Origin of the sequence: Hyphomonas jannaschiana VP2 (assembly GCF_000685215.1) — a bacterium.
Lineage (GTDB): Bacteria > Pseudomonadota > Alphaproteobacteria > Caulobacterales > Hyphomonadaceae > Hyphomonas > Hyphomonas jannaschiana.
In genome coordinates this window covers 17,680-39,437 of record NZ_ARYJ01000017.1, presented here as the reverse complement: position 1 = coordinate 39,437, position 21,758 = coordinate 17,680, and the positions used below count along the sequence as shown (strand labels likewise).

Below are 21,758 nucleotides of genomic sequence, written 5' to 3'. Positions count from 1 at the left end.
TATGCCCAATTTCCGGGAATTGTGGCTCTATTGTAACACTTGCCCAAAATATTCGGGTGCGACTGTGAGACTACTGTGAATGCTTCGGGTCTCGTTGTTACGTTGGAAATAGCCCGCGTGAGAACGGGTCCGAATATTCTCCCAGATCAACTTGAATTCAAAACGAGGAAACCATGGCGCTCAAGCACAGCTTGCTTGCGACCGCTTCTGCGGTCTTTTTTCTGACGTCTGCAGCCCACGCTCAGGAAACCACAACCGAACGCGAATCCGCGATCGACAAGGTGCTCGGCACCGTCACAGTCACGGCCACCAAGAAGGCCAATGTCGAGAACGTCCAGGACGTTCCGGTCGCCGTTACGGCCTTCAACTCCGACACGCTCGACGCCCTGAACGTGCGTGACCTCGGGTCGCTCAGCTACTCGACGCCGAACGTCTCGCTAAACGATGCCGGCACCTCGCGCGGCGTGGCGAACTTCTCGATCCGCGGTCTCGGCATCAACTCGACCATCCCGTCGATCGACCCGACGGTCGGCACCTTCGTGGACGGCGTCTATCTCGGCACCAATGGCGGCGTCGTGCTGGACCTGTTCGACCTCGACAGCGTCGAGATCCTGCGCGGCCCGCAGGGCATCCTGTTCGGCCGTAACACGACCGGCGGCGCCGTGCTGATCAATACCGGCAACCCGACCGACGAATTCCACTGGAAAGCTCGCGCTTCGGTCGAAACGCCGATCGACGACGATCGCGGCGGCCCGAACTCCACCGTCCAGGCGACGGTCTCCGGCCCGCTGGTCGAAGATAAGCTGAACGGCAAGCTCGGCGTCTACTACAATTTCGACGACGGCTACTTCAAGAACCTCTACAATGGCGACAATCAGGGTGAAGCGCAGACGACCATCGTCCGCGGCGCCCTCGAATGGATGGCGACCGAGGACATTACCTTCCTCGGCAAGGTCGAGCACTTCGAAACGCGCGGCGATGGCCCTGCCGGCCAGAACCGCGGCCTGTTCGATCGCGACTCGTTCGACTTCTCGATCAACAATCCCGGCTTTCAGGACAGCGAAGTAACCTTCGCAACCCTGCGGACGGACATCGACGTCGCCTTCGGCAATGGCCGTATCACCAACATCATCGGCTACCGCGACTCCGAAGGGACCACCTCCGGTGACATCGATGCGACCCCGCTGACCCTGTTCCACTCCGGTTCGGAAACGACGGCGGAGCAATTCTCGGAAGAGCTCCGCTACGCCGGTACCTTCGGCAAGGCCGATGTGACGGTTGGCGGTTTCTACTTCAACCAGGAAGTTCGCTACACCGAGATCCGGAATCTTCCGTCAACGCGGCCGGCGACCTTCCCGGCGTCCCTGCCATGGATGTTCTATGGCGGCGGTGCTCAGGACCACAATGTGTACGGTCTCTTCGGCCAGGTTGACTACGCGGTCACCGATCGCCTGACGGCCATCTTCGGCCTGCGCTATGGCTATGAAGAGAAAGATGCGGACATCACCTACATCCAGCCGCGTCCGGAGTGTTCCGTCGTCGACGGAACGTGCCCGACGACCGGTGTGAACCCGTACACGGGTGCGCCGAACGGTTTCTCCAACAAGGATGACTGGAGCAACTGGTCGCCGAAGATCGGATTCCAGTATGAGCTGGATGACACCTCCCAAATGTATGCTCACTACACGAATGGCGTGCGTTCGGGTGGCTACAACTTCCGGATCACCGACCCGGCCCTGTTCCTTTCGGTCTTCCCGGATCCGAACCGGAAAGCTTCGACCAAAGAGGAATCGGTCGACAGCTATGAAGTCGGCTTCAAGCATCAGTCCGATGACGGCCGTGCCCAGTTCAACGCTGCCGTGTTCTACAACAAGATGTCGGACATCCAGCGTGAGCTGAACCTGCCGTCGCCGTCTGCCGGTGTGTCTCAGGTCATTCTGAACACCGCCGATGCCGAGATCCTGGGCGTGGAAGCGGAAGGCCGCTACGCGCTGACCGACAATTTCCTCGTGACGGCGAACGTCGGCATCATCGACGCAGACTATACGAGCGTCGATTATGACATCTCGAGCGATGGCCTGGTCAATGGCGAGGATCTGCGTCTTGACCTGCCGCGCGTGCCGGAAGCCACTTATGGCATCGGCGCGATCTATGACCTCGACCTGCGTGACAAGGGCTCCCTGGTCGCACGTGCGAACTTCCAGCACCGCGACAAGAGTGCCTACACGGACAATAACTGGGGCTGGACCAACGCTGTCGACATGCTGGACGCAAACCTGACCTGGAATACGCCGTATGAAGGTCTCTCGGTTGCGCTCTTCGGCAAGAACCTGCTCGATGAAGTGTCTGCCGGTAACGATACGCAGCTGCCGTTCGGTGGCAACGTCTCGGTATTCGTTCCGGGCAGCACGAACCGCGCAACGGGTTCGAACACGCCATATGCCTACAACCCGGCAGCCGGCACGTTCTCGCCGCTGATCCCGGGCCGCCGCATTGGCTTCGAAATCACCATGAAGCGCTAGGCTTCCTGGAACGCATTTCAGAGAGGGGCAGACAGCAATGTCTGCCCCTTTTCTTTTGGCGGGGCAGGGGCCGGTCAGGATGTGGCCTTGCAGGCAGCGCAGGCAGATGCTGATTGGGGGTATGACCGACGCAACCCCGATTCTCGCCCTTGCTGATTTCCTGGCTGATCCTGTCGAGCCGGCAGATTTTCCGAAACATGAAGTCCACTTCTGGAATAACCGCTGGGCAGGGGAGGTGGGCCTCGGCGATCTGGATGCCGCCGCGCAGGCGGCGCATTTCGGGCGGTTCGAGCCATTGCCTGGCAACCTGCCGCAACCGCTGGCGCTTCGGTATCACGGGCATCAGTTTGGCGTATACAATCCGCAACTGGGTGACGGCCGGGGCTTCCTGTTTGCGCAGCTTCGCGACCGTGATGGCCGGTTGCTGGACCTTGGCACCAAGGGGTCCGGCCAGACACCCTGGAGCCGGCAGGGTGACGGGCGGCTCACGCTGAAGGGCGGCGTGCGGGAAGTGCTCGCCTCGTCCTATCTGGAGGCACTGGGCGTCAACACATCCAAATCCTTCGCGCTGGTCGAAACGGGGGAACAGCTGGCCCGCAATGACGAGCCGTCACCGACACGGTCAGCCGTGCTGACGCGCCTGTCGCACAGTCATGTCCGGTTCGGCAGTTTTCAGCGTCTCGCCTATCTGGAGCAGGGCGCCGAAATGGCCCGGCTGGTTGAGTATTGCGTGGACCAGTTTCATCCGCAGGCCGCCGATCCGGACCTCGCGCGCCGGGCCTGCAACCTGCTTGAGGGCATCGCTGTCGCGACGGGGAAAATGATCGGCCAATGGATGGCGGCCGGCTTCGTCCATGGCGTGATGAATACAGACAATTTCAACATCACCGGCGAGACGTTCGATTTCGGACCATGGCGCTTCCTGCCGGTTTCGGATCCGAATTTCACGGCCGCCTATTTCGATGAGCAGGGGCTCTACCGGTTCGGCCGGCAGCCGGTACAGGGCGGCTGGGCGTTGCAGCAGCTGGCCTCGGCCCTGCTGGCGACGGGTGCGGACGCTGACGATCTCGCCAAGGCGCTCGCGCCGTATCAGCTGGCCTATCGGGACAGTTTCGTGGCGCACACGCATGGCCTCCTGGGCATCGCGCCGACAGGGGAGGCGGAGGACGATGTCGGCTTCCTGCAGGCCTTCTATGCCTGGATGACGGAAAGCGAAGCGGCCTGGCCCCAGGTCTTCCACGACTGGTTCGGCGGATCGGCCAGCGAGGCCCGGGCAGCCGCGTCACCGCAGTCGGCGCTTTATACCGATGCAGCCTTCGCGCCGTTGAAGGCACAGATCCTTGCGCGTGATCCGGTACGACCGGAACGGCTCTCGCATGACATCTTCCAGCGTCCGGCGCCGCCGTCATTGCTGATCGATGAGGTTGAAGCGCTCTGGGACCCGATTGTGGAGACCGATGACTGGTCTGCCTATGAGCAGAAGCTGGCTGACATTGAAGCCCTGCGGCTTGCACGCTGGGGCTGACTTACTCGGCTGGCAGTTGCTTGTGAGTTTCCGGCTTGGGCCCCGAATAATTCTTCGCGAAGGGGTAGGCGGATTTCCAGACTTCCTTGCCGTCTTCGTGTTCCACGAAATGGCAGCCGATCAGGGTTCGGACAAAATCTGCCAGCACGAATCGGTCTGACTTCATGTACCCGTCGCCGAGGATGGGGCGTGCCGCATCGGTGGCTTCCTGCAGCCGGTAGTGCGGGATGGTCGGGAAGATGTGATGGATGACGTGGAGATTGCCGATATTGTGGGTCAACCAGTTGAAGGGCCCATAGTTCCGGTCGACCGTCGCCAACGCGCCTTTCAGGCCCGACCAGTCATCAGAGTCGTAGACCGGCACTTCAGGCGCCACATGCTGCATATAGGTCACGAAGGTCAGCCAGGCGGCATAGATGAAGTAAGGCGCGATAATGTATTTCAGCGCGAAGACCCAGCCGAACTGTATACCGAGGAAAACATAGAGCGCGAGGAAGGTCAGGTTCACACCGAGGCTCGCATACCAGGACCATTTGACGTGAGACGCATAGAGGTCGCTGACGGGCAGGTAGTGGCTGCCATGAACCGGGTCATAGGTCGTGATGTTGCGGAAGCCGAGCTTGTACATCGGCCAGCCGATCAGCACGAAAATACCGGAACGGAACAGAAGTTTGCGGCTGAACCAGTCCTGTTCGGCGCGGCAGGCGCGGAAGACTTCCTCTTCCTGCAAATGCCCGGTCTTCATGTGGTGCATGGCGTGGCTGCGCTGCCAGCCGCGATAGGGCACCAGGATCGGGCCATGCGTGGCGAGGCCGACAAGCGTGTTGATGAGGCGCGAGCGGGAAAAAGCGCCATGCCCGGCGTCATGCCCGATCACGAAGACCGCCCAGAGCAGGGTGCCAATCAGGAAGATGAGCGGCACTTCGAAATACCAGGCAGAGGTCTGCGACAGTGCCCAGTAGCAGAGGCCGATCAGGGCGACGTCGAAGAAGAGATACGCGAACGCGCGCGCCGTGTCCGGCCGGAAACAGCGCTCGGGAATGGCGGACTTGAGGTCCTGTCGGGAGAAGGTCGGTTCCAGGGCGAAGCCTCCGTCAATCTCTGCAAGAAGACACGGCTTTGCTTGACAGGTGATGAAGAGACCTTCCATCCCGGACATGCAGAAAAGACAGAATTCTATGGATTCAAAGGTGAGAAATGAGCGTTGAGAAAGCGTCGGGACCGCTGGCGGGCCTGAAAGTCGTGGACATGAGTTCGGTCGTTCTCGGGCCGTTTGCGACGTTGATCTTCGGAGATCTCGGCGCGGATGTCGTCAAAGTGGAGAGTGGCCAGTCCGGCAAGGGCGGCGACATGATGCGCTATGCCGGCAAATCCCCGACGGGTGATCTCGGTCCGCTCTTCATGGCGCTCAATCGCAACAAGGCCTCGGTCCAGCTGGACGCGAAGACAGAAGAGGGCAAGGCGGCGCTGACGGCGCTGCTGAGGGATGCGGATGTCTTCTTCCACAATGTCCGCATGGCCGGCATGGGGCGGTTGGGCTTTGGCTATGAGGATGTGAAGGCGATCAAGCCCGACATTGTCTATGTCCACTGCGCGGGCTTCGGTGAAGGCGGGCCATATGAGAAGCGCCAGGCCTATGATGACCTGATCCAGGGCGCTTCAGGCTTTGCGGCGCTGAACGCCATGCGTTCGGGCGGGGCGCCGGAATATGCGCCGTCTCTCGTGGCCGACAAGACGGTCGGCCTGTTCGCAGCCTATGCGACGCTGGCGGCGCTCTATCACCGGGAGAAGACGGGGCAGGGCCAGTTCGTTCAGGTGCCGATGCTGGAGGCCTTCACTTTCTTCAACATGGTCGAGAACCTCTATGGCGAGACCTTCGTGCCGGCCTCCTATGGCATGGCTTACACGCGCTCCATCAATCCCAACCGCAAACCATACCCGACCAAGGATGGCTATATCGGACTAGTGCCTTACTCCGACGCGCAATGGGCGCAGTTTTTCGAGATCGGCGGCATGCCCGGCGTGTTCGAGGATCCGCGCTTTGCAACCTATCAGGCCCGCACTGAAAACGTGACGGAGCTTTATGCCCTGATCGAACAGGTTGCGGCGACCAAGACGACCGGGGAATGGCTGGACCTGCTGGACGCCGCCAATATCCCGGCCATGCGCTACAATACGGTAGAGGATGTGCTGGAAGATCCGCACATGAAGGCGGTCGATTTCTTCGCGCAGCGCACACATCCGGACGCCGGTACCTATCGCAGCATGCGTCATCCGGTGCGCTTCTCCGAGACGCCAGCCTCGGTGCGCACGGAGCCGCGCAGACTTGGCGAGGATACGGAGACCGTGCTGCAGAGCCTCGGACTCTAGCGGGCTCTAGGCGGTCTTGTCGCCGCCGCCTTGGCGGGCGAGCCAGACGCCGGACAGGATCAGCGCGAAGGCAAGCATGGCGTGCCAGCTCTGGGTTTCCCCGAACAGGACGAAGCCAAGCACGGCAGCCATGACCGGGATGGAATAGCCCGTCAGCGACAGGAAGGTTGCCGAGGTCCGCGCGATCAGCAGCATATAGAGCGCCTGCGCGATGGCCGACGGGATGATGCCGAGGCCGACCACGCCGGCCCAGTGCGTCCAGTCGGCATTCACCGTGGAAGGGGCGACCGTCAGCGCGAACGGCCAGGTCACCACCGCCGCAACAGTCACGAAGCCGGTCGCAAAGCTGATCGACGGCATGGGCGGGGCGCCGCGGGCCAGAAGGCTAGACAGGGCATAGAAGACCGTCGCACCGATCAGCATGAGCTGGGCGATTGTGCTGGCCGAATCGAGGCTTTGCAGGGCGTCCGGTCCGAACAGGATGGCGACCCCGGCAAAGCCGGTGAGGACGCCCAGCGCCGAGCCCAGCGTCAGGCGTTCGTCCCGGAACATGAGATGAGCGCCAATGGCCACGAACAGGGGAACGGCAGCGGTGTAAAGCGCCGCGAGGCTGGAATTGACCGTCTTCTGGGCTGTGGTGATCAGGAAAAAGGGGAAAGTCGAACTGGTCAGGCCCATCAGGAGAATGGTGCGCCAGCGCGGAAAGTCCTGCAAAGGCGGCAGGCGCCGGCCCATGGCCAGCATGATGATCCAGAGCACTGCCGCGCCGATGGTCAGGCGTCCGGCCAGGACCCAGGCGGCGGGCAGGCCGGCATCCGGGTTTCCCTTGTCGACGGCGATCCGCGTCAGCTGGTAGGCCCCGGCCCACATCAGGCTGAGCAGGGCAAACAGCGCCCAGTCGCTGGCTGTCCGTCTGCCGCTCTGACTTACCTGTTGTGCCATGGAAAGCCGGTCCTCCAACCGGGAAGGGGCCCCGGCTGGCCCGGATAGGCGTGCAGGACAGTGAAGTCCACGCAAATATTGCACGAAACTTGCACACAAGACGGCACAATTGCCCTTGCTCACCGTGAGCCCCGTTCACAGAAGCGTTGGCGGCGCCCTGCCGCATCGTCTTCGGGTGGACGATTTGCCCGCGGCGTCGTAAAGGGCGCCCAAAGTTTCCGGTTTTCATCCCTCAAGAGGAGAATCTCTATGACCGTTCGCGTTGCAATCAATGGTTTTGGCCGTATTGGCCGCCTGGTCCTGCGCTCCATCATCGAAAACGACCGCAAGGACATCGAAGTTGCCGCGATCAACGACCTTGGCCCGGTCGCGACCAATGCACACCTGCTGCGTTTCGACTCCGTGCATGGCCGTTTCCCGGCTGACGTCCAGGTCGATGGCGACAAGATCGTCATCAATGGCAAGCCGATCCTCTGCACCGCCATCCGCGATCCGAAAGACCTGCCGCACCGCGAGCTCGACATCGACATCGCGATGGAATGTACCGGCATCTTCGCCGACAAGGAAAAGGCCTCGGCCCACCTTGAAGCCGGTGCCAAGCGCGTCCTGGTCTCCGCCCCGGCGACCAATGCCGACAAGACCATCGTTTACGGCGTGAACCACGACCTGCTGACCAAGGACGACCTCGTCGTCTCCAACGCATCGTGCACCACGAACTGCCTCTCGCCGGTCGCCAAGGTCCTGCATGACCTGGTCGGCATCGAGAAGGGCATGATGACGACGATCCACTCCTACACGAACGACCAGCCGTCGCTCGACCAGATGCACAAGGACCTCTATCGCGGCCGCGCAGCTGCCGTGTCGATGATCCCGACCTCCACAGGCGCCGCCAAGGCTGTCGGCCTGGTCCTGCCGGAACTGAACGGCAAGCTGGACGGTATTTCGGTCCGCGTGCCGACGCCGAACGTTTCCGTCGTCGACCTGAAATTCGTTTCCAAGAAGAAGACGACCCCGGAAGAGATCAATGCGGCCATCAAGGCGGCTGCTGACGGCCCGATGAAGGGCGTCCTCGGCTATACCGACCAGCCGAACGTCTCGATCGACTTCGTGCACGATCCGCACTCCTCGATCTTCCACCTCGACCAGACCAAAGTCATGGACGGCAATTTCTGCTCGATCCTGACCTGGTATGACAATGAGTGGGGCTTCTCGACCCGTATGGCGGACACCGCGCTCGCCATGGCGAAACTCATCTAACCAACGCAAAGGAGCCCTGTTCATGACGACACCGGGTATTCCGAAGGATTTCTGGAACGCCCGCTTCAGTGAACAGGGCTTTGCCTATGGGGAGCGGGCCAGCCGGCTGTTGCTGGCGTTCCGCGACCTGCTCCGGCCAGGCCAGCGCGCGCTTGTCCCCGCCTGCGGGGAAGGGCGCGACGCGGTGTTCCTGGCCGAATGCGGGCTGGACGTGACGGCGGTGGACATGTCTGCTGCCGGCCTCGCCAAGACCGCCGAGCTTGCCGCCGCACGCGGCGTCTCCGTCACCTGTCTCGAAGCCGACCTCAGCGAATGGAGCTGGCCGAAAGCCGAATACGACGTGATCGCGTCCATGTTCCTGCATGTGCCGTCGCCGTTCCGGCCGACGCTCCACGCTTTCATGCTGGAATCGCTGAAGCCCGGCGGGCATGTCTTTCTGGAAGGTTTCCTTCCGGAGCAGCTCGATTACCAGAAATCCCACAATTCCGGCGGTCCGCCCGTGCTCGACATGCTGTTTGCGCCAGCCGACATCAGCATGGATTTCAAGGACGCCGAAGCCGTGTCTTTCCTGACCGGCATCGAAACCCTTTCTGAAGGCCCTTACCATTCCGGACCGGCGGCGCTGTTGCGCGCCGTGTTCCGCAAACCGGAGTAACCCCCATGTCCGACTTCCGCCGTATCGAAGATGCCGGAGACCTGACCGGCAAGACCGCCCTTGTCCGGGTCGATTTCAATGTTCCGATGGCGGATGGCAAAGTCACCGATGATACGCGCCTGCGCTCTGCGCTGCCGACCGTCGAGGCCCTGCGTGCAAAAGGGGCGAAAGTGGTCCTGCTCGCACACTTCGGACGTCCGAAAGGTCAGATCGTCCCTGAGATGAGCCTGCAGCCCATCGCGGCTGCTTTTGCCGACGTGCTGGATGCGCCAGTCCATTTTGCGGAAAACTGCGGCTTCGGTCCGAAGGCAAAAGCATTCGTTACCAGCCGTGCGCCGCGTGACGTGATCCTGATGGAGAATACGCGCTTCGAGGCGGGCGAGGAGAAGAACGATCCGGCCCTGGCCGAAGCGATGGCGGCGCTGGGTGACCTGTTCGTGAACGATGCTTTTTCGGCGGCGCACCGCGCGCATGCCTCGACTGAAGGCGTGACGCATTTCATTCCGGCCTATGCCGGCAAGGCGATGGAAACCGAACTCGACGCGCTGGAAAAAGCGCTCGGAACGCCGGAGCGTCCGGTCATGGCCGTTGTCGGTGGGGCGAAAGTCTCGACCAAGATCGACCTGTTGAAAAACCTTGTCTCCAAGGTGGACATGCTGGCCATCGGCGGCGGCATGGCAAACACCTTCCTGGCCGCCAAGGGTGTGGATGTCGGAAAGTCGCTCTGCGAGCATGATCTGGCTGATACGGCGCTGACCATAATGAAGAATGCCGAAGAGTCGGGCTGTGAGATTCTACTGCCGCGCGACGTGGTCGTGGCGAAAGAATTCAAGGCGAACGCTGAGAACCGCGCCTGCCGGCCCGATGAGGTTGCCGCTGACGAGATGATCCTCGACGCCGGCATGATGACGGTCATGCATCTCGTTGCCGCCATGGGCCGGGCGAAGACGCTCGTGTGGAACGGGCCACTCGGCGCGTTCGAACTGACGCCGTTCGACAAGGCGACGGTCGATGCTGCAAAGGCCGCTGCGCTCCGGGCGAAAGAAGGGCAGCTGATTGCCGTGGCCGGGGGCGGGGACACGGTCGCCGCGCTGAACCATGCCGGCGTTGCGGAGGACTTCACCTTCGTCTCGACGGCAGGCGGGGCCTTCCTCGAATGGATGGAAGGCAAGCCGCTGCCGGGCGTGGAAGCGCTGAAAGTCTGATCCCCTTCAGCTACACGCTCCGTCAGAGGCAGGTGGGGCCGCAGGCAACCTGCGGCAAATCGCGCAGGTTGCTGGTCGGCGGGGCGGGTTTTGCCGATTTTCCCGTGACTCGCGAATCCAGTTTTGGGTCAGCCCCGTCACCAGTCGGCACCCCATTTCCCGTGGTGAACCAGCATTGGGCTGGGATTTCGCGCGAATCTGCTGGAAACTAGCCGGAATTCGCCAGCGGTTGACGCGGCCAACCGGCACGGTACTTGAACCCAAACTTTGCAAAACAAGCACTGTTCACAGGATCCATTCAGAATGACGGTAGTTGAAATGGCAAACGAGACCATGACGAAGCAGGCAGGAGAGAAGGCGGGCTTTATTGCCGCGCTGGACCAGTCTGGCGGTTCCACCCCGAAGGCGTTGCGCCTCTATGGCATCGAAGAGGACGCGTATTCGAACGATGAGGAAATGTTCGGCCTCATCCACGAGATGCGGGCCCGCATCATCAAATCCCCCGCCTTCAATGGCGACAAGGTGATGGGTGCGATCCTGTTCGAGCGCACCATGGACGGTGAAATCGATGGCGTGCCGACGGCTGAATATCTCTGGAAAGAGCGCAGTGTCGTTCCGTTCCTGAAAGTCGACAAAGGCCTCGCCGACGAAGAAAACGGCGTACAGGTCATGAAGCCGATGCCGGATCTCGACGCCCTGCTGGAGCGTGCGGTCGCCAAGGGTATCTTCGGCACCAAGATGCGTTCGGTCATCAGCGCCGCCAATCAGGAAGGCATTGCCGCCGTCGTCGCGCAGCAGTTCGATGTCGGCCGTCAGATCCTGGGCCACGGCCTGGTTCCGATCATTGAGCCGGAAGTCACGATCTCCATCGCCGACAAGGCCGCAGCAGAAGACATCCTGCTCGCAGAAATCCTGAAGCAGCTGGACGCCCTCGGCCATGACAAGCAGGTCATGCTGAAGCTGACGCTGCCGGAGACGGCGAACCTCTACAAGCCGCTGGTCGATCATCCGCGCGTGATGCGCGTCGTGGCCCTGTCGGGCGGCTATTCGCGCGATGAAGCCAACACCCGCCTCGCGTCGAATACCGGCATGATCGCCTCCTTCTCGCGCGCCCTGACCGAAGGCCTGTCGGCCAAGCAGAGCGATGCGGAATTCGATGCTGCGCTGGCCGCGTCCATCGACAGCATCTACGAAGCCTCGAAAGCAGGCTGATTCCTTTCAGGGACGGGGCTGGCAGGCTGCCTGGCTCTGGACTTCCCTTGAAACGCAACGTCATAGTGCCCGCCATGAAAATGGCGGGCATTTTTGTTCGCGTAACTCATGGCCAAAGGGGAAATCATGCCATTCAAGCCCAGCCTTCTCGCCGCCGCGTCCGTAACCGGACTTCTGTTGCTCTCAGGATGCAGTGAGCCCGCCGCAGCGCCGGCCAATCCTGACCGGAGTGCATTGTCGGATGAAGGCATGGCCATGCTGGACGAACTGGTGCTGGCGCCGGCCTCTGCCGAGGCGTTCACGACCCGCTGTGATGCGGCCCTGGCGCAGGCCGAGAAAATGCTGACAGACCTCGAGACCCGGGACGGACCGGCCGGGGCAGGGGACCTGAAAGACTATGACGCCCTGCTGAATGTAGCGTTCGCAGTCGGCTATGGTGAAGCGTCGATCATTGCCGAAGCCAATCCGGACCCGGCGATCCGGGAAACCGGCGACACCTGCCAGCAGAAAACATCCGACATGACGACCCGGATTTCGCTGTCGCGCCCGGTCTATGACCGGCTGTCCACGATTGATGCGACGAAGCTGGATGCGCGCTCTGCCTATTTTCTGAAGCGTACCCTCTCTGAATACCGCCGGGCCGGGATCGACAAGGATGAGCCAACCCGGGAGAAAGTGCGCAGCCTGAATGCGGAGCTCGCCGAACTCTCGACGGAGTTCAACAAGAACCTGCGTGAAATTCAGGGTAGCGTGAAGGTGACACCGGAAGACCTGGTTGGCCTGCCGGAAGACTTCATCACCGCTCACCCGCCGGGAGAGGACGGGATGGTGACCATCACCACCGACTATCCGGACCTGTTCCCGATCTATACCTACTCGCCGAATGAGGCGCTTCGCAAAGAACTGGCGGCGGAAGCGCAGAACCGGGCCTATCCGGACAATGTGGCGTCGTTGCGCGGCATCCTCGAAAAGCGCTACGAACTGGCCACCACGCTCGGTTACGACAATTGGGCCGCCCTGATCACCGAAGACAAGATGACCGGCTCGCCAGAGGTTGCGAGCGACTTCCTCGACGCGGTGGAAGGCGCCGCGCGCAATGCAGCCGAGCTGGAATATGACCGGCTTCTGGCAAAGCAGCAGGAACTGTCACCGGAGGCCACTTCGGTCAGCGACTGGAGCCGCACCTATCTCTCGGAGCTGATCCGCAAGTCAGACTATGAACTGGATTCCCAGGAAGTCCGGAAATATTTTGCCTTCAACGATGTGCGCGATGGTATCTTTACCCTGGTGCAGGATCTGTTCGATGTGGAGATCAAACCCTGGGACGGCGCGCCGGTCTGGCAGGAAAGCGTCAGCGCGCATGAGATGTACCAGGACGGAAAGCTGATCGGCCGTTTCTTCCTCGACATGCATCCGCGTGACGGCAAGTTCAAACATGCGGCGGCTTTCCCGATCCGTTTCGGTCCGACCTCGGATGGTGTGCCGGTGGCGGCACTGATGTGCAACTTCCCTGCAGGCGATCACACAACCGGCCTGATGGAGCACGGGCAGGTCGAAACCTTCCTGCATGAGTTCGGCCACCTGATCCACGACATGTTCTCCGGCCAGCCGGACTATGCCAATCTGTCGATGGCCAATCTCGAATGGGACTTCATCGAAGCCCCGTCACAGATGTTGGAGAACTGGGTCTGGGATTATGACACGCTGGCCAGGTTCGCGAAGGATGCCGATGGCAATGTGATCCCGCCGGAACTGGTGGAGAAGATGGTTGCCGCGCGCGACTTTGGTATCGGTGTCGGCACGCTTCGCCAGCTGCTCTACGCCAATGTCTCGCTAGACTATTACAACCGTCCGCCTTCGGAGGTCGATTTCGACGAGATCTGGAATGAGAACCAGTCGAAGCTGAGCCCCTTCGAGACGCTGCCGGACGTCCACCCCTATGCCAGCTTCGGGCATCTCGATGGCTATTCGGCGATCTATTACACCTATCAATGGTCGCTGGCGATCTCGACAGACCTGTTCTCGGAGTTCGAGGCCAATGGCCTGCGCAACGGGGAGACAGCCAGGCGTTATCGCGATCTCGTCCTGGCTCCGGGCTCGTCCAAGCCGGCAGCGGAGCTGGTGCATGATTTCCTCGGCCGCGACTGGTCGCCGGACGCCTATGAAGCCTACCTCCTGAATGCGGCGGAAGCCGAGACGGAAGAATAGACTGCACTGGCGCGGTACGGGCTGGCTTGCCGCCGGCCCGGAACCGTCGCATCTAGGCGCCATGTCCGAACCTGAATACACCCGGCCGCGCACGCGGCTTTACCTGATCACGCCACCCCGGATCGACGATGTCGATGCGTTTGCCGCGATCCTGGAAACAGCCTTTTCTGCCGGCGACATCGCCTGTCTGCAGCTGCGCCTGAAGCAGGCCGATGGCAGCATCGATGAAGCTGCCACGCGCGAAGTGAGCGCTGCCGTCACCGAAATGGCGCAGGCCTATGGCGCGGCCGTCCTGATCAATGACAGCCCGAAGCTGGCCGTGGAGCTTGGCGCGGACGGTGTTCATGTCGGCTGGGATGACATGCCGGTCAAAGAGGCGCGCGCGATTGTCGGGAAGGACATGATCGTCGGGGCGACGGCCAAGAATTCCCGCCATGTCGCCATGCAGGCAGGTGAGGCGGGGGCCGACTATGTCGCGTTCGGCGCCTTCTATCCGACAGGCACCAAGGCGGGCACCGTGCCGGCTGGTACTGACCTTCTGGAAATCTGGCAGGAGAGTATGGAAATTCCCTGCGTCGCCATCGGCGGCATCACGGTGGAGAATGCTGCGCCGCTGGTAACGGCGGGCGCGGATTTCATTGCCGTCTCCGCCGGTGTCTGGGATCATCCCGAAGGCGCCCCGGCAGCGGTTGCGGCCTTCAATGCGCTCTTCGATTCCTTGGCAGCGGATTAACACTCCGGCGCCTTGACCCTTTGCCGACAAAGGCTTACGCCGCCCGCTCTTCCGCAAGAATTGCGACCGGACGCTGTTTCACATGTCAAAACCCTCTCCCGTTGGATCCGTAATGATCGCTGCCGCCCGCGCTGCCGGGCGTTCGCTGGCGCGTGATTTTGGTGAAGTCGAAAACCTTCAGGTCTCGAAAAAAGGCCCGGCGGACTTTGTGTCCAATGCCGATCACCGCGCCGAAGAGATCATCTTCACCCACCTGACCAAGGCCCGTCCTGGCTATGGTTTCGTGATGGAAGAGCGTGGCATTGTTGAGGGCACCGACAAGTCCAACCGGTTCATCGTCGACCCGCTCGACGGCACGCTGAACTTCCTGCATGGCCAGCCGCATTTTGCCGTCTCCATTGCGCTGGAGCGCGACGGAGAGCTGCTGACTGGTGTCGTGTTCGATGTGGCCAAGAACGAGATTTTCTGGGCTGAGACCGGCCGGGGCGCCTGGCTGGACAATCGCAAGCTGCGTGTGGCAGCCCGCCGGGATCTGCATGAATCCGTCATCGCTACGGGCACGCCCTGGCATGGCAAGTCCGAAGAGAGCCACGTCACGTTCGCCCGCGAAGTCGCCGCCATGACACCAACCACCGCTGGCATCCGCCGTAACGGATCGGCCGCACTGGATCTCGCCTGGACCGCTGCCGGACGCTTCGACGGCTTCTGGGAACGGAATCTCCAGCCCTGGGATATTGCAGCCGGCATCGTCCTGGTCCGTGAGGCAGGCGGCGTCATCAGTGAAATAGATGGCGGGGATGTGCTGCAGACCGGGTCGATCCTGGCGTCGAACAGCGACCTGCATCCGAAACTGGAAAAGCAGCTTCGTCATGCCGCCTCGTTCGGCAAAGCGGCGTCTGTCTGACCGGTTTTCGCGGCCGGATGGCAGAAAATAAATAGGTGACGCTGGCGTCACCTATTTCCTTATCCGTAAAAACACGTAGTCTGGCGCGCATGACACAGCCAGACACAGACGTTCTCATCATCGGCGCAGGCCTTTCGGGCATCGGCGCTGCCGTTCACCTCGGCAAGCAGTGCCCAGGCAAGACCTATCGGATCTTCGAGCAGCGAAGCGCCATCGGCGGGACGTGGGACCTGTTCCGTTATCCGGGCATCCGTTCGGATTCGGACATGCACACGCTGGGCTTCAACTTCAAACCCTGGACCGAGGCCAAGGCCATCGCCGATGGTCCGTCGATCCGCAACTATGTCCGCGAAACCGCAGACGAGTATGACATCACCCGGCACATCCAGTTCGATACGAAGATCGTGGCGGCGGACTGGTCGAGCCCAGATCAGGTCTGGCACATCACGGCGGAAGACACGAAAACGGGCAAGCGTAGCGAACTGACGACGCGGTTCCTGTTCATGTGCGGTGGCTACTACAATTATGACGAGGGCTACCGGCCGGACTTCCCGGGGGAGGAGGCCTATAAGGGCCAGTTCGTCCATCCCCAGCACTGGCCGGAAGACCTCGACTATTCGGGCAAAAAGGTTGTCATCATCGGCTCCGGCGCAACGGCGATGACGCTGGTACCGGCCATGGCGGAGAAGGCGGGGCATGTCACCATGCTGCAGCGTTCGCCGACCTATGTCGTCTCCCGCCCGGCGGTGGACAAGTTTGCAAACTTCCTGCGTGCCATTCTGCCGGACAGCTGGGCCTACGGGCTGATCCGCTGGCGGAACGTCGCCTTCCAGCAATACTTCTTCCGCAAGACGCGGGAAAATCCGGAACAGGCCAGGGAGCGCCTCCTGAAAATGGTGCGCGAGGAACTTGGGCCTGACTATGACGTCGATAGGCACTTCACCCCGCACTATAATCCGTGGGAGCAGCGGCTTTGCCTCGTGCCGGATTCGGACCTCTTCAACGTCCTGAAGTCCGGCAAGGCCAGCGTCGAGACGGACCATATCGAGACCTTCACGGAGAAGGGGATCAAGCTGAAGTCCGGCAAGGAGCTGGAGGCTGACATCGTGGTGACGGCGACGGGGCTCAATCTCGTCTTCATGAACGGGGTCGATGTGTCTGTGGACGGGGCGAAGGTCGATCCCGGCAAGCTGCTGAACTATAAAGGCGTGATGTTGTCGAACATGCCGAACCTCGCGGTGACCTTTGGCTATACGAATGCGTCCTGGACGCTGAAGGCGGACCTGACCAGCGAATATGTCTGCCGCCTGATCAATCTGATGGACGAGAAGGGCGCGACCTCGGCCATGCCGTACCTGCCGGCCTTCCCGAACGAGACCGAGCCATTCGTGGATTTTTCCTCCGGCTATTTCCAGCGCGTGATGGACCAGTTCCCTCGCCAGCACACGGAAGCGCCGTGGAAGCTGCATCAGAGCTATTTCACCGACCGGAAGAATTTGCGTGACGAGCCGATCGAGGATGGCGTGATGCAATTCACCACGCCCGCGGATGCCGCGGCCCCGAAACCGGCCCTGCAAGCCGCAGAATAAGCTGCCACTAAACAAAGGCCTGCAGGCTTCCTATCTGTCACCCGTAAGGGGCGTACAGAAAAAGGAGTGTCTGTATGTGGTTATGGCTATTGTGGTGGTGTGTGGACGATCACATCGCCGAAGCGGTCGGCGCGCCGGGGCTTGGCGAATTGCCGATCTGGGTGCCGCTGATCCTGTCGCTTGCCTTCGCTTTCACGGTGGACGGCAAGGTCAAGAAATGGAAGCGCAGCTGATCTCAGCCTTCCGCAAACTGTAGTTCGGCGAGGCGGGCATAGAGCCCGCCTTTGGCGACCAGTTCCTCATGGCTGCCTTCCTCGACAATCCGGCCGTGTTCCATGACGACAATGCGGTCGGCGCGGCGCACGGTGGACAGGCGGTGTGCGATGACGAGCGTCGTGCGGCCCTCGGAAGCATTTTCGATCGCCCGGCGCACAGCCGCCTCGCTCTCGGAGTCGAGGGCGGAGGTTGCCTCGTCCAACAGGAGGACGGGTGCATCCCGTACCAGCGCGCGCGCAAGCGCGATGCGTTGGCGCTGGCCACCGGACAGGCTGCGGCCTTTCTGGCCGAGCGGTGTGGCGAGGCCTTCCTTCTCTGACAGAAAATCCATCGCCTCGGCCATGCGGGCGGCATGCTCCAGCAGCTTCTCATCCGGATTGTCCGTGCCGAAACCGATATTTTCCGCAGCCGTGCCGGTGAACAGGGCGGATTCCTGCGGGGCATAGGCGAAATTACGCCGCCAGTCAGCGGGCAGGACGTCGCCTGAGGCGACGCCATCCAGCGTGACGGTGCCTGCTTGAGGGTCGAACAGGCGCAGGGCGAGGCGGAAGACGGTCGTCTTGCCTGCACCGCTCGGGCCGACCAGCGCGACGAACTCGCCGGGTTTCACAGTGAGGGAGAAATCCGTCAACGCCGAGACCGGCTTGCCGTCATTGGTCGCCTCGTCATAGGCGAAGGTCACATGATCGAACGCCAGCGCGCCGGTGACTTTTTCCGGCATCGGCCGGGGCAGGGCGGGCGGAGCAATCTCCGGCTCAGCGCTCAGCACTTCGGCGGCCCGGTCTGCGGCGCCGGCAGCGCGCATCACTTCGCCATAGACTTCGGCCAGCATGCCGAAACCGGACCCCGCATAGAGCGCATAGAGCACCATGGCGGAGAGGTCGCCGAAGCTCATCTCGCCCTTGGCCACGGCGCGGGCCCCCAGCCACAATACGCAGACAAAACCGCCGAACAGCAGCACCGAGACCATGACGATCATCAGGCTGCGCGCCGTGATCCGGCGCATGGCGGCGGCGAAGGTTGCTTCCACAGCTTCCGTGAACGTGGCGAGGCGGCTGTCTTCGCGGCTGTAGGCTTGAACCAGTTCGATCGCGTCGAGCGCTTCTGAGGCTTCCGCGCCTGCATCGGCAAGGCGGGACTGGGCGCGGTTCGACATGGTGCGGATCACGCGCCCAACGCCGACCACGGGCAGCATGGCCACGGGCAGCATGGCCAGTAGCGTCAGACCCAGCTTCCAGTTCACCACTAGCATCATGGTCAGTGCACCAAAGGTCGTGATCAGGGTCCGGGTCGCCATGGAGGCGGAGGTACCGAGAAATTGTTCGATCAGCGTGATGTCCGCCGTCAGGCGCGAGACTGCTTCACCGGAGCGCATTTTCGCATGATAGCGCGGTCCCAGGGTGAGGAGGTGGGCATAGAGGTCCCGGCGAAGGTCTGCCGCGATGCGCTCGCCGAAACGGGAGACGAAATAGAAGCGTACCGCGCCCAGCACGCCGGAGGCGATGGCGGCGGCGGCGACCCAGAAGAAGGATTTATCGACCAGTTCGAGCAGTTTCTGCGCGTCGCCGCCTGCCTGACGGCCGCTGTCGGCCGCTTTACCCAGTAGGATCGGCAGGGTCAGGCTGAGGGCTGCTGCGCCGACCAGGAAGACGAGGGCAATCGCCACGGTTCGCCAGTGCCGTCCGGCATAAGGCAGCAGCAGTTTCAGGGGTTTCAGGCTGCGCCCCTTGGGCCGGTCGATGGCTTGTCCGCCACCTGGTTCGGCCGTGCGGCGGTCTATGGTTTCCTGGGATTCGGTGTCGGCCATTCGGACTGCCTCTGCAGCACTGTGGAAATCGGGTGCCAAGCCCTCTTGCGAAAGGGCTTTTCTTCAGTTACACGCGCCACTTCTGAAAAACGGGCAGCAGTCACGCCAGCGCACCCCTAATGGCGAAGCGCGGCGGCCACAAGGCCCGCAGGTAACGGATCACAGAAGGGCGCGAGCCATGAAAAAAGAAGGTCATCCCGACTATCACTTCATCACCGTGGTGATGACGGACGGCACTGAGTACCAGACGCGCTCCACCTATGGCGCTGAAGGCGACCGCCTCGTGCTGGACATCGACTCCAAATCGCACCCGGCCTGGACCGGTGGCGACGGCAAACTGATGGACCGCGGTGGCCGCGTGTCCCGCTTCAAAGACAAGTTCAAAGGCTTCGTATAAGCCTTCCGCGCCGTCTCACGGTTGCGACCCGAACAGCCCCGGCCCGCAAGGCCGGGGTTTTCTTTTGGGTAATGTTTTAACGGCGCCTGCCGGGCTTAACCGTCTCTTAAGCGCTCGCGCCGAGCCTCCCTGCAAACTGGCAGGGAGAGGCCCATGGGACGGAGCGGCCGGCTCAAGGAATGGTTGATTACATTTGTCGTGCTGGCAGGCATCGCCTTTGGTGTCGCCGTGGCCACCCGCGAGCCTGCGGGCTCTGGCGGCAAGGCCGGGTTCGAGACTTCTTCGGTCTATTGGTCCGATGGGGATTCCGGCCGCCTGGCAGATGGCACCAAGTTCCGGCTCCACGGCGTTGATGCGCCTGAAACCGGATCAACGGACTGGTATTCCGGGGCCAAGTGCGAGCAGGAGCGCGAGCTTGGCTACGCCGCGAAGGCCCGGGTGCGCGAGCTGACGCGCGACCGGGTGCTCACGATCTCCCATGATTACGGCCCGGACCGGTATGGGCGGCTTGTGGTTGACCTGTCGCTTGACGGGCAGGACCTGGCCGCGCTTCTCGTGGCGGCCGGGACCCACAAGCGTTGGGATTATGACGGCGGTGAGTCCAAGCCCAAATGGTGTACGGGGCGTACCGTTCAGCCAATCACAGGATCCTGACCCGAAGCCTGTACGCCACAGGCCAAATGGCTTGCCCGGCAGGGGGCGGGGCACCTAGGTTGCAGCTTGACGAGACCAAGATGGAGCTTTCCCGATGACTTACACGCCGAAGCGCTGGATCCGGCTCGGCCTTGGGGCGGCCCTTCTGGGCACAGCGGGCCTTTCGGCCTGCGGAGGTGAAGGCGGGGAAGCCGGTGAAACTGCCATCGCCAGTCCGGCAGGTGCCGCACAGTCCGGCGAGATGGCCGGCGAGATGGGAGAAGGCGAGGGCGGCGAAGGTGCGGTCGCGCCACTTGATCCGGCCCTGCTTGTCCCGGTCGACCAGCGCGCGGCGATGATCGCAAGCGAGGCGGCTGTAGGCGCGGCGCTCAGCCGGGCAGGGGAGCGTGATGCGGCGGCAGGGCATTTCCGCCTCGCCATCAGTGAGATCAAGCCGGGTGGCCTGTCCCGCCTGGTGGAAAAAGGCCTTGATCCGGACCTGTTCGATGCCGCTGTTGAGGCCCTTGAGGACGGCGCCGGACCGCTGGAAACCGAAACGGCTGTTGCAGCAGTCGAGACGAATGTGGACGAGCTGCAGGCCAATGCCGGCGGCGATACGGTCGAGCTGATCATCTTCCTGATGAAACGTTGCGAGAATGCCTACCGGTCAGGCGTGACCTTTTCGAACGAGATCGACAATCCGGTCGCCTATCAGAAAGCCTGGGGCTATGCCGTTACAGCGCAGGAACTGGCGAACAAGCTCGATCCCGAAGAGGCCAGTGGCCTGCAGCTGGAACTGAAGATGCTGGTGCTGATGTGGCCCGCGGAAGGGCCGGTGTCAGGCGATGTGCCAGCCCCGCCGTCAACTTTCCTGTCCCAGCTCAGCCGGATCGGGCTGGAACTCTCAACGCTCGAGTAGGTGGTCGATAAAGCCGACGGCTTCGAATGAGGACCAGTCGGCTTCCCCGGCCAGCCGTGCGATTTCCTTGCCGTCCGGGCCATAGAGAATGCTGGTCGGGAAGCCCTGAACACCGCTGTCATAGACAAGTTCGTACTGTTCGGGCGTCACGATGCGGAACGGGATGTTGGGGGCGCCCAGCTGGCCAAGGCGCTTTTCGGCATAGTCCCTGTCTTCGGCGGCATCGACGCTGATGGCGACGACTTCGAAATCATCCCCGCCGCGCGCTTTCTGCAGGGCCCCGAGCGATGGCATTTCCTTTTCGCAGGGCGCGCACCAGGTTGCCCAGAAGTTCACGAGGATGGTCTTGCCCTGGAATTCGTCCAGCGTGTGGGCCGATCCATCCGCCGTGTAGAAGGGTGCAGGTGCGGCTGCTTGTCCTGCCGTTGTGAAGTCCAGCTTGGCCAGTCCGCCTGTTGCGTACTTTGCCAGTGGATTTTCATCCTGTTTTCCGATGCCTGCGCTGATCAGCACGTAGACAATTGCGATCACACCGACCAAGAAGAGGCCGGGAATGGCGTAGCGCCTCATGTTTGCGTCTTCCGTAAGTTTATTGAAGGGGTAT

19 protein-coding genes are annotated in these 21,758 nt (G+C 62.0%); 15 read left to right on the top strand and 4 right to left on the bottom strand.

Annotated features, from left to right (window positions below):
- Nucleotides 1–173: 173 nt before the first annotated feature.
- Entirely contained in the window at nucleotides 174–2,522 is a 2,349-nt protein-coding gene (locus tag HJA_RS16770) for a TonB-dependent receptor (protein ID WP_035584605.1), read from the top strand.
- Between the two features lie 121 nt (nucleotides 2,523–2,643).
- Nucleotides 2,644–4,047: a protein adenylyltransferase SelO family protein gene (locus HJA_RS16765; RefSeq protein WP_051597829.1), complete on the top strand. Its 1,404-nt coding sequence runs from the start codon at nucleotides 2,644–2,646 to the stop codon at nucleotides 4,045–4,047.
- A gap of 1 nt (nucleotide 4,048) precedes the next feature.
- Here HJA_RS16765 and HJA_RS16760 read toward each other — a convergent pair whose 3' ends face one another.
- On the bottom strand, nucleotides 4,049–5,206 hold the full coding sequence (locus HJA_RS16760) for a fatty acid desaturase (RefSeq protein WP_081814783.1): 1,158 nt from the start codon (nucleotides 5,204–5,206) through the stop codon (nucleotides 4,049–4,051).
- Nucleotides 5,207–5,244: 38 nt separating this feature from the next.
- Here HJA_RS16760 and HJA_RS16755 point away from each other — a divergent pair, with 38 nt between their 5' ends.
- The gene (locus HJA_RS16755; RefSeq protein ID WP_035584602.1) at nucleotides 5,245–6,417 is read left to right on the top strand and encodes a CaiB/BaiF CoA transferase family protein; all 1,173 of its coding nucleotides are present in this window, start codon (nucleotides 5,245–5,247) and stop codon (nucleotides 6,415–6,417) included.
- Nucleotides 6,418–6,423: 6 nt separating this feature from the next.
- Here HJA_RS16755 and HJA_RS16750 read toward each other — a convergent pair whose 3' ends face one another.
- Nucleotides 6,424–7,359 (bottom strand): DMT family transporter, encoded by a 936-nt coding sequence (locus HJA_RS16750; RefSeq protein ID WP_035584599.1) that lies wholly within the window; start codon nucleotides 7,357–7,359, stop codon nucleotides 6,424–6,426.
- A gap of 249 nt (nucleotides 7,360–7,608) precedes the next feature.
- Here HJA_RS16750 and gap point away from each other — a divergent pair, with 249 nt between their 5' ends.
- The 9 genes from gap (at nucleotide 7,609) to HJA_RS18690 (ending at nucleotide 17,355) form a co-directional block, all read left to right on the top strand.
- Nucleotides 7,609–8,616 (top strand): type I glyceraldehyde-3-phosphate dehydrogenase, encoded by a 1,008-nt coding sequence (gene gap, locus HJA_RS16745; protein ID WP_035584596.1) that lies wholly within the window; start codon nucleotides 7,609–7,611, stop codon nucleotides 8,614–8,616.
- Nucleotides 8,617–8,638: 22 nt separating this feature from the next.
- Nucleotides 8,639–9,271 carry an SAM-dependent methyltransferase gene (locus tag HJA_RS16740; protein ID WP_035584593.1) on the top strand — a complete coding sequence of 211 codons (633 nt, stop codon included), beginning with the start codon at nucleotides 8,639–8,641 and terminating at the stop codon, nucleotides 9,269–9,271.
- Between the two features lie 5 nt (nucleotides 9,272–9,276).
- On the top strand, nucleotides 9,277–10,476 hold the full coding sequence (locus tag HJA_RS16735) for a phosphoglycerate kinase (RefSeq protein WP_035584590.1): 1,200 nt from the start codon (nucleotides 9,277–9,279) through the stop codon (nucleotides 10,474–10,476).
- A 318-nt stretch (nucleotides 10,477–10,794) separates the two neighbouring features.
- Nucleotides 10,795–11,688 carry a fructose bisphosphate aldolase gene (locus tag HJA_RS16730; RefSeq protein ID WP_035584587.1) on the top strand — a complete coding sequence of 298 codons (894 nt, stop codon included), beginning with the start codon at nucleotides 10,795–10,797 and terminating at the stop codon, nucleotides 11,686–11,688.
- Between the two features lie 126 nt (nucleotides 11,689–11,814).
- Nucleotides 11,815–13,896 (top strand): M3 family metallopeptidase, encoded by a 2,082-nt coding sequence (locus tag HJA_RS16725; protein ID WP_035584636.1) that lies wholly within the window; start codon nucleotides 11,815–11,817, stop codon nucleotides 13,894–13,896.
- Nucleotides 13,897–13,957: 61 nt separating this feature from the next.
- A complete protein-coding gene (gene thiE / locus HJA_RS16720) occupies nucleotides 13,958–14,629 on the top strand; it encodes a thiamine phosphate synthase (protein ID WP_035584633.1) in 672 nt (223 codons plus the stop codon).
- An 82-nt stretch (nucleotides 14,630–14,711) separates the two neighbouring features.
- The gene (locus tag HJA_RS16715; RefSeq protein ID WP_035584584.1) at nucleotides 14,712–15,533 is read left to right on the top strand and encodes an inositol monophosphatase family protein; all 822 of its coding nucleotides are present in this window, start codon (nucleotides 14,712–14,714) and stop codon (nucleotides 15,531–15,533) included.
- An 89-nt stretch (nucleotides 15,534–15,622) separates the two neighbouring features.
- Nucleotides 15,623–17,122: a flavin-containing monooxygenase gene (locus HJA_RS16710; RefSeq protein WP_035584581.1), complete on the top strand. Its 1,500-nt coding sequence runs from the start codon at nucleotides 15,623–15,625 to the stop codon at nucleotides 17,120–17,122.
- A 74-nt stretch (nucleotides 17,123–17,196) separates the two neighbouring features.
- A complete protein-coding gene (locus HJA_RS18690; RefSeq protein WP_175354482.1) occupies nucleotides 17,197–17,355 on the top strand; it encodes a hypothetical protein in 159 nt (52 codons plus the stop codon).
- Between the two features lie 2 nt (nucleotides 17,356–17,357).
- Here the strand turns inward: HJA_RS18690 and HJA_RS16705 are convergent, their stop codons facing one another.
- Nucleotides 17,358–19,205: an ABC transporter transmembrane domain-containing protein gene (locus HJA_RS16705; RefSeq protein WP_035584578.1), complete on the bottom strand. Its 1,848-nt coding sequence runs from the start codon at nucleotides 19,203–19,205 to the stop codon at nucleotides 17,358–17,360.
- A 178-nt stretch (nucleotides 19,206–19,383) separates the two neighbouring features.
- Between HJA_RS16705 and rpmE the strand changes: the two genes are divergently transcribed.
- The 3 genes from rpmE to HJA_RS16690 all read left to right on the top strand — a co-directional run bounded on the left by rpmE (nucleotide 19,384) and on the right by HJA_RS16690 (nucleotide 21,154).
- On the top strand, nucleotides 19,384–19,602 hold the full coding sequence (gene rpmE / locus HJA_RS16700; RefSeq protein ID WP_034766646.1) for a 50S ribosomal protein L31: 219 nt from the start codon (nucleotides 19,384–19,386) through the stop codon (nucleotides 19,600–19,602).
- Nucleotides 19,603–19,755: 153 nt separating this feature from the next.
- Nucleotides 19,756–20,256, top strand: coding sequence for a thermonuclease family protein (locus HJA_RS16695; RefSeq protein ID WP_035584575.1), 501 nt, complete (start codon nucleotides 19,756–19,758; stop codon nucleotides 20,254–20,256).
- 94 nt (nucleotides 20,257–20,350) lie between these two features.
- The gene (locus tag HJA_RS16690) at nucleotides 20,351–21,154 is read left to right on the top strand and encodes a hypothetical protein (RefSeq protein ID WP_035584572.1); all 804 of its coding nucleotides are present in this window, start codon (nucleotides 20,351–20,353) and stop codon (nucleotides 21,152–21,154) included.
- On the opposite strand, the gene HJA_RS16685 is transcribed toward HJA_RS16690, so the two are convergent.
- Nucleotides 21,140–21,724 carry a TlpA family protein disulfide reductase gene (locus HJA_RS16685; RefSeq protein ID WP_035584569.1) on the bottom strand — a complete coding sequence of 195 codons (585 nt, stop codon included), beginning with the start codon at nucleotides 21,722–21,724 and terminating at the stop codon, nucleotides 21,140–21,142. The genes HJA_RS16690 and HJA_RS16685 overlap by 15 nt on opposite strands.
- Nucleotides 21,725–21,758: the final 34 nt, after the last annotated feature.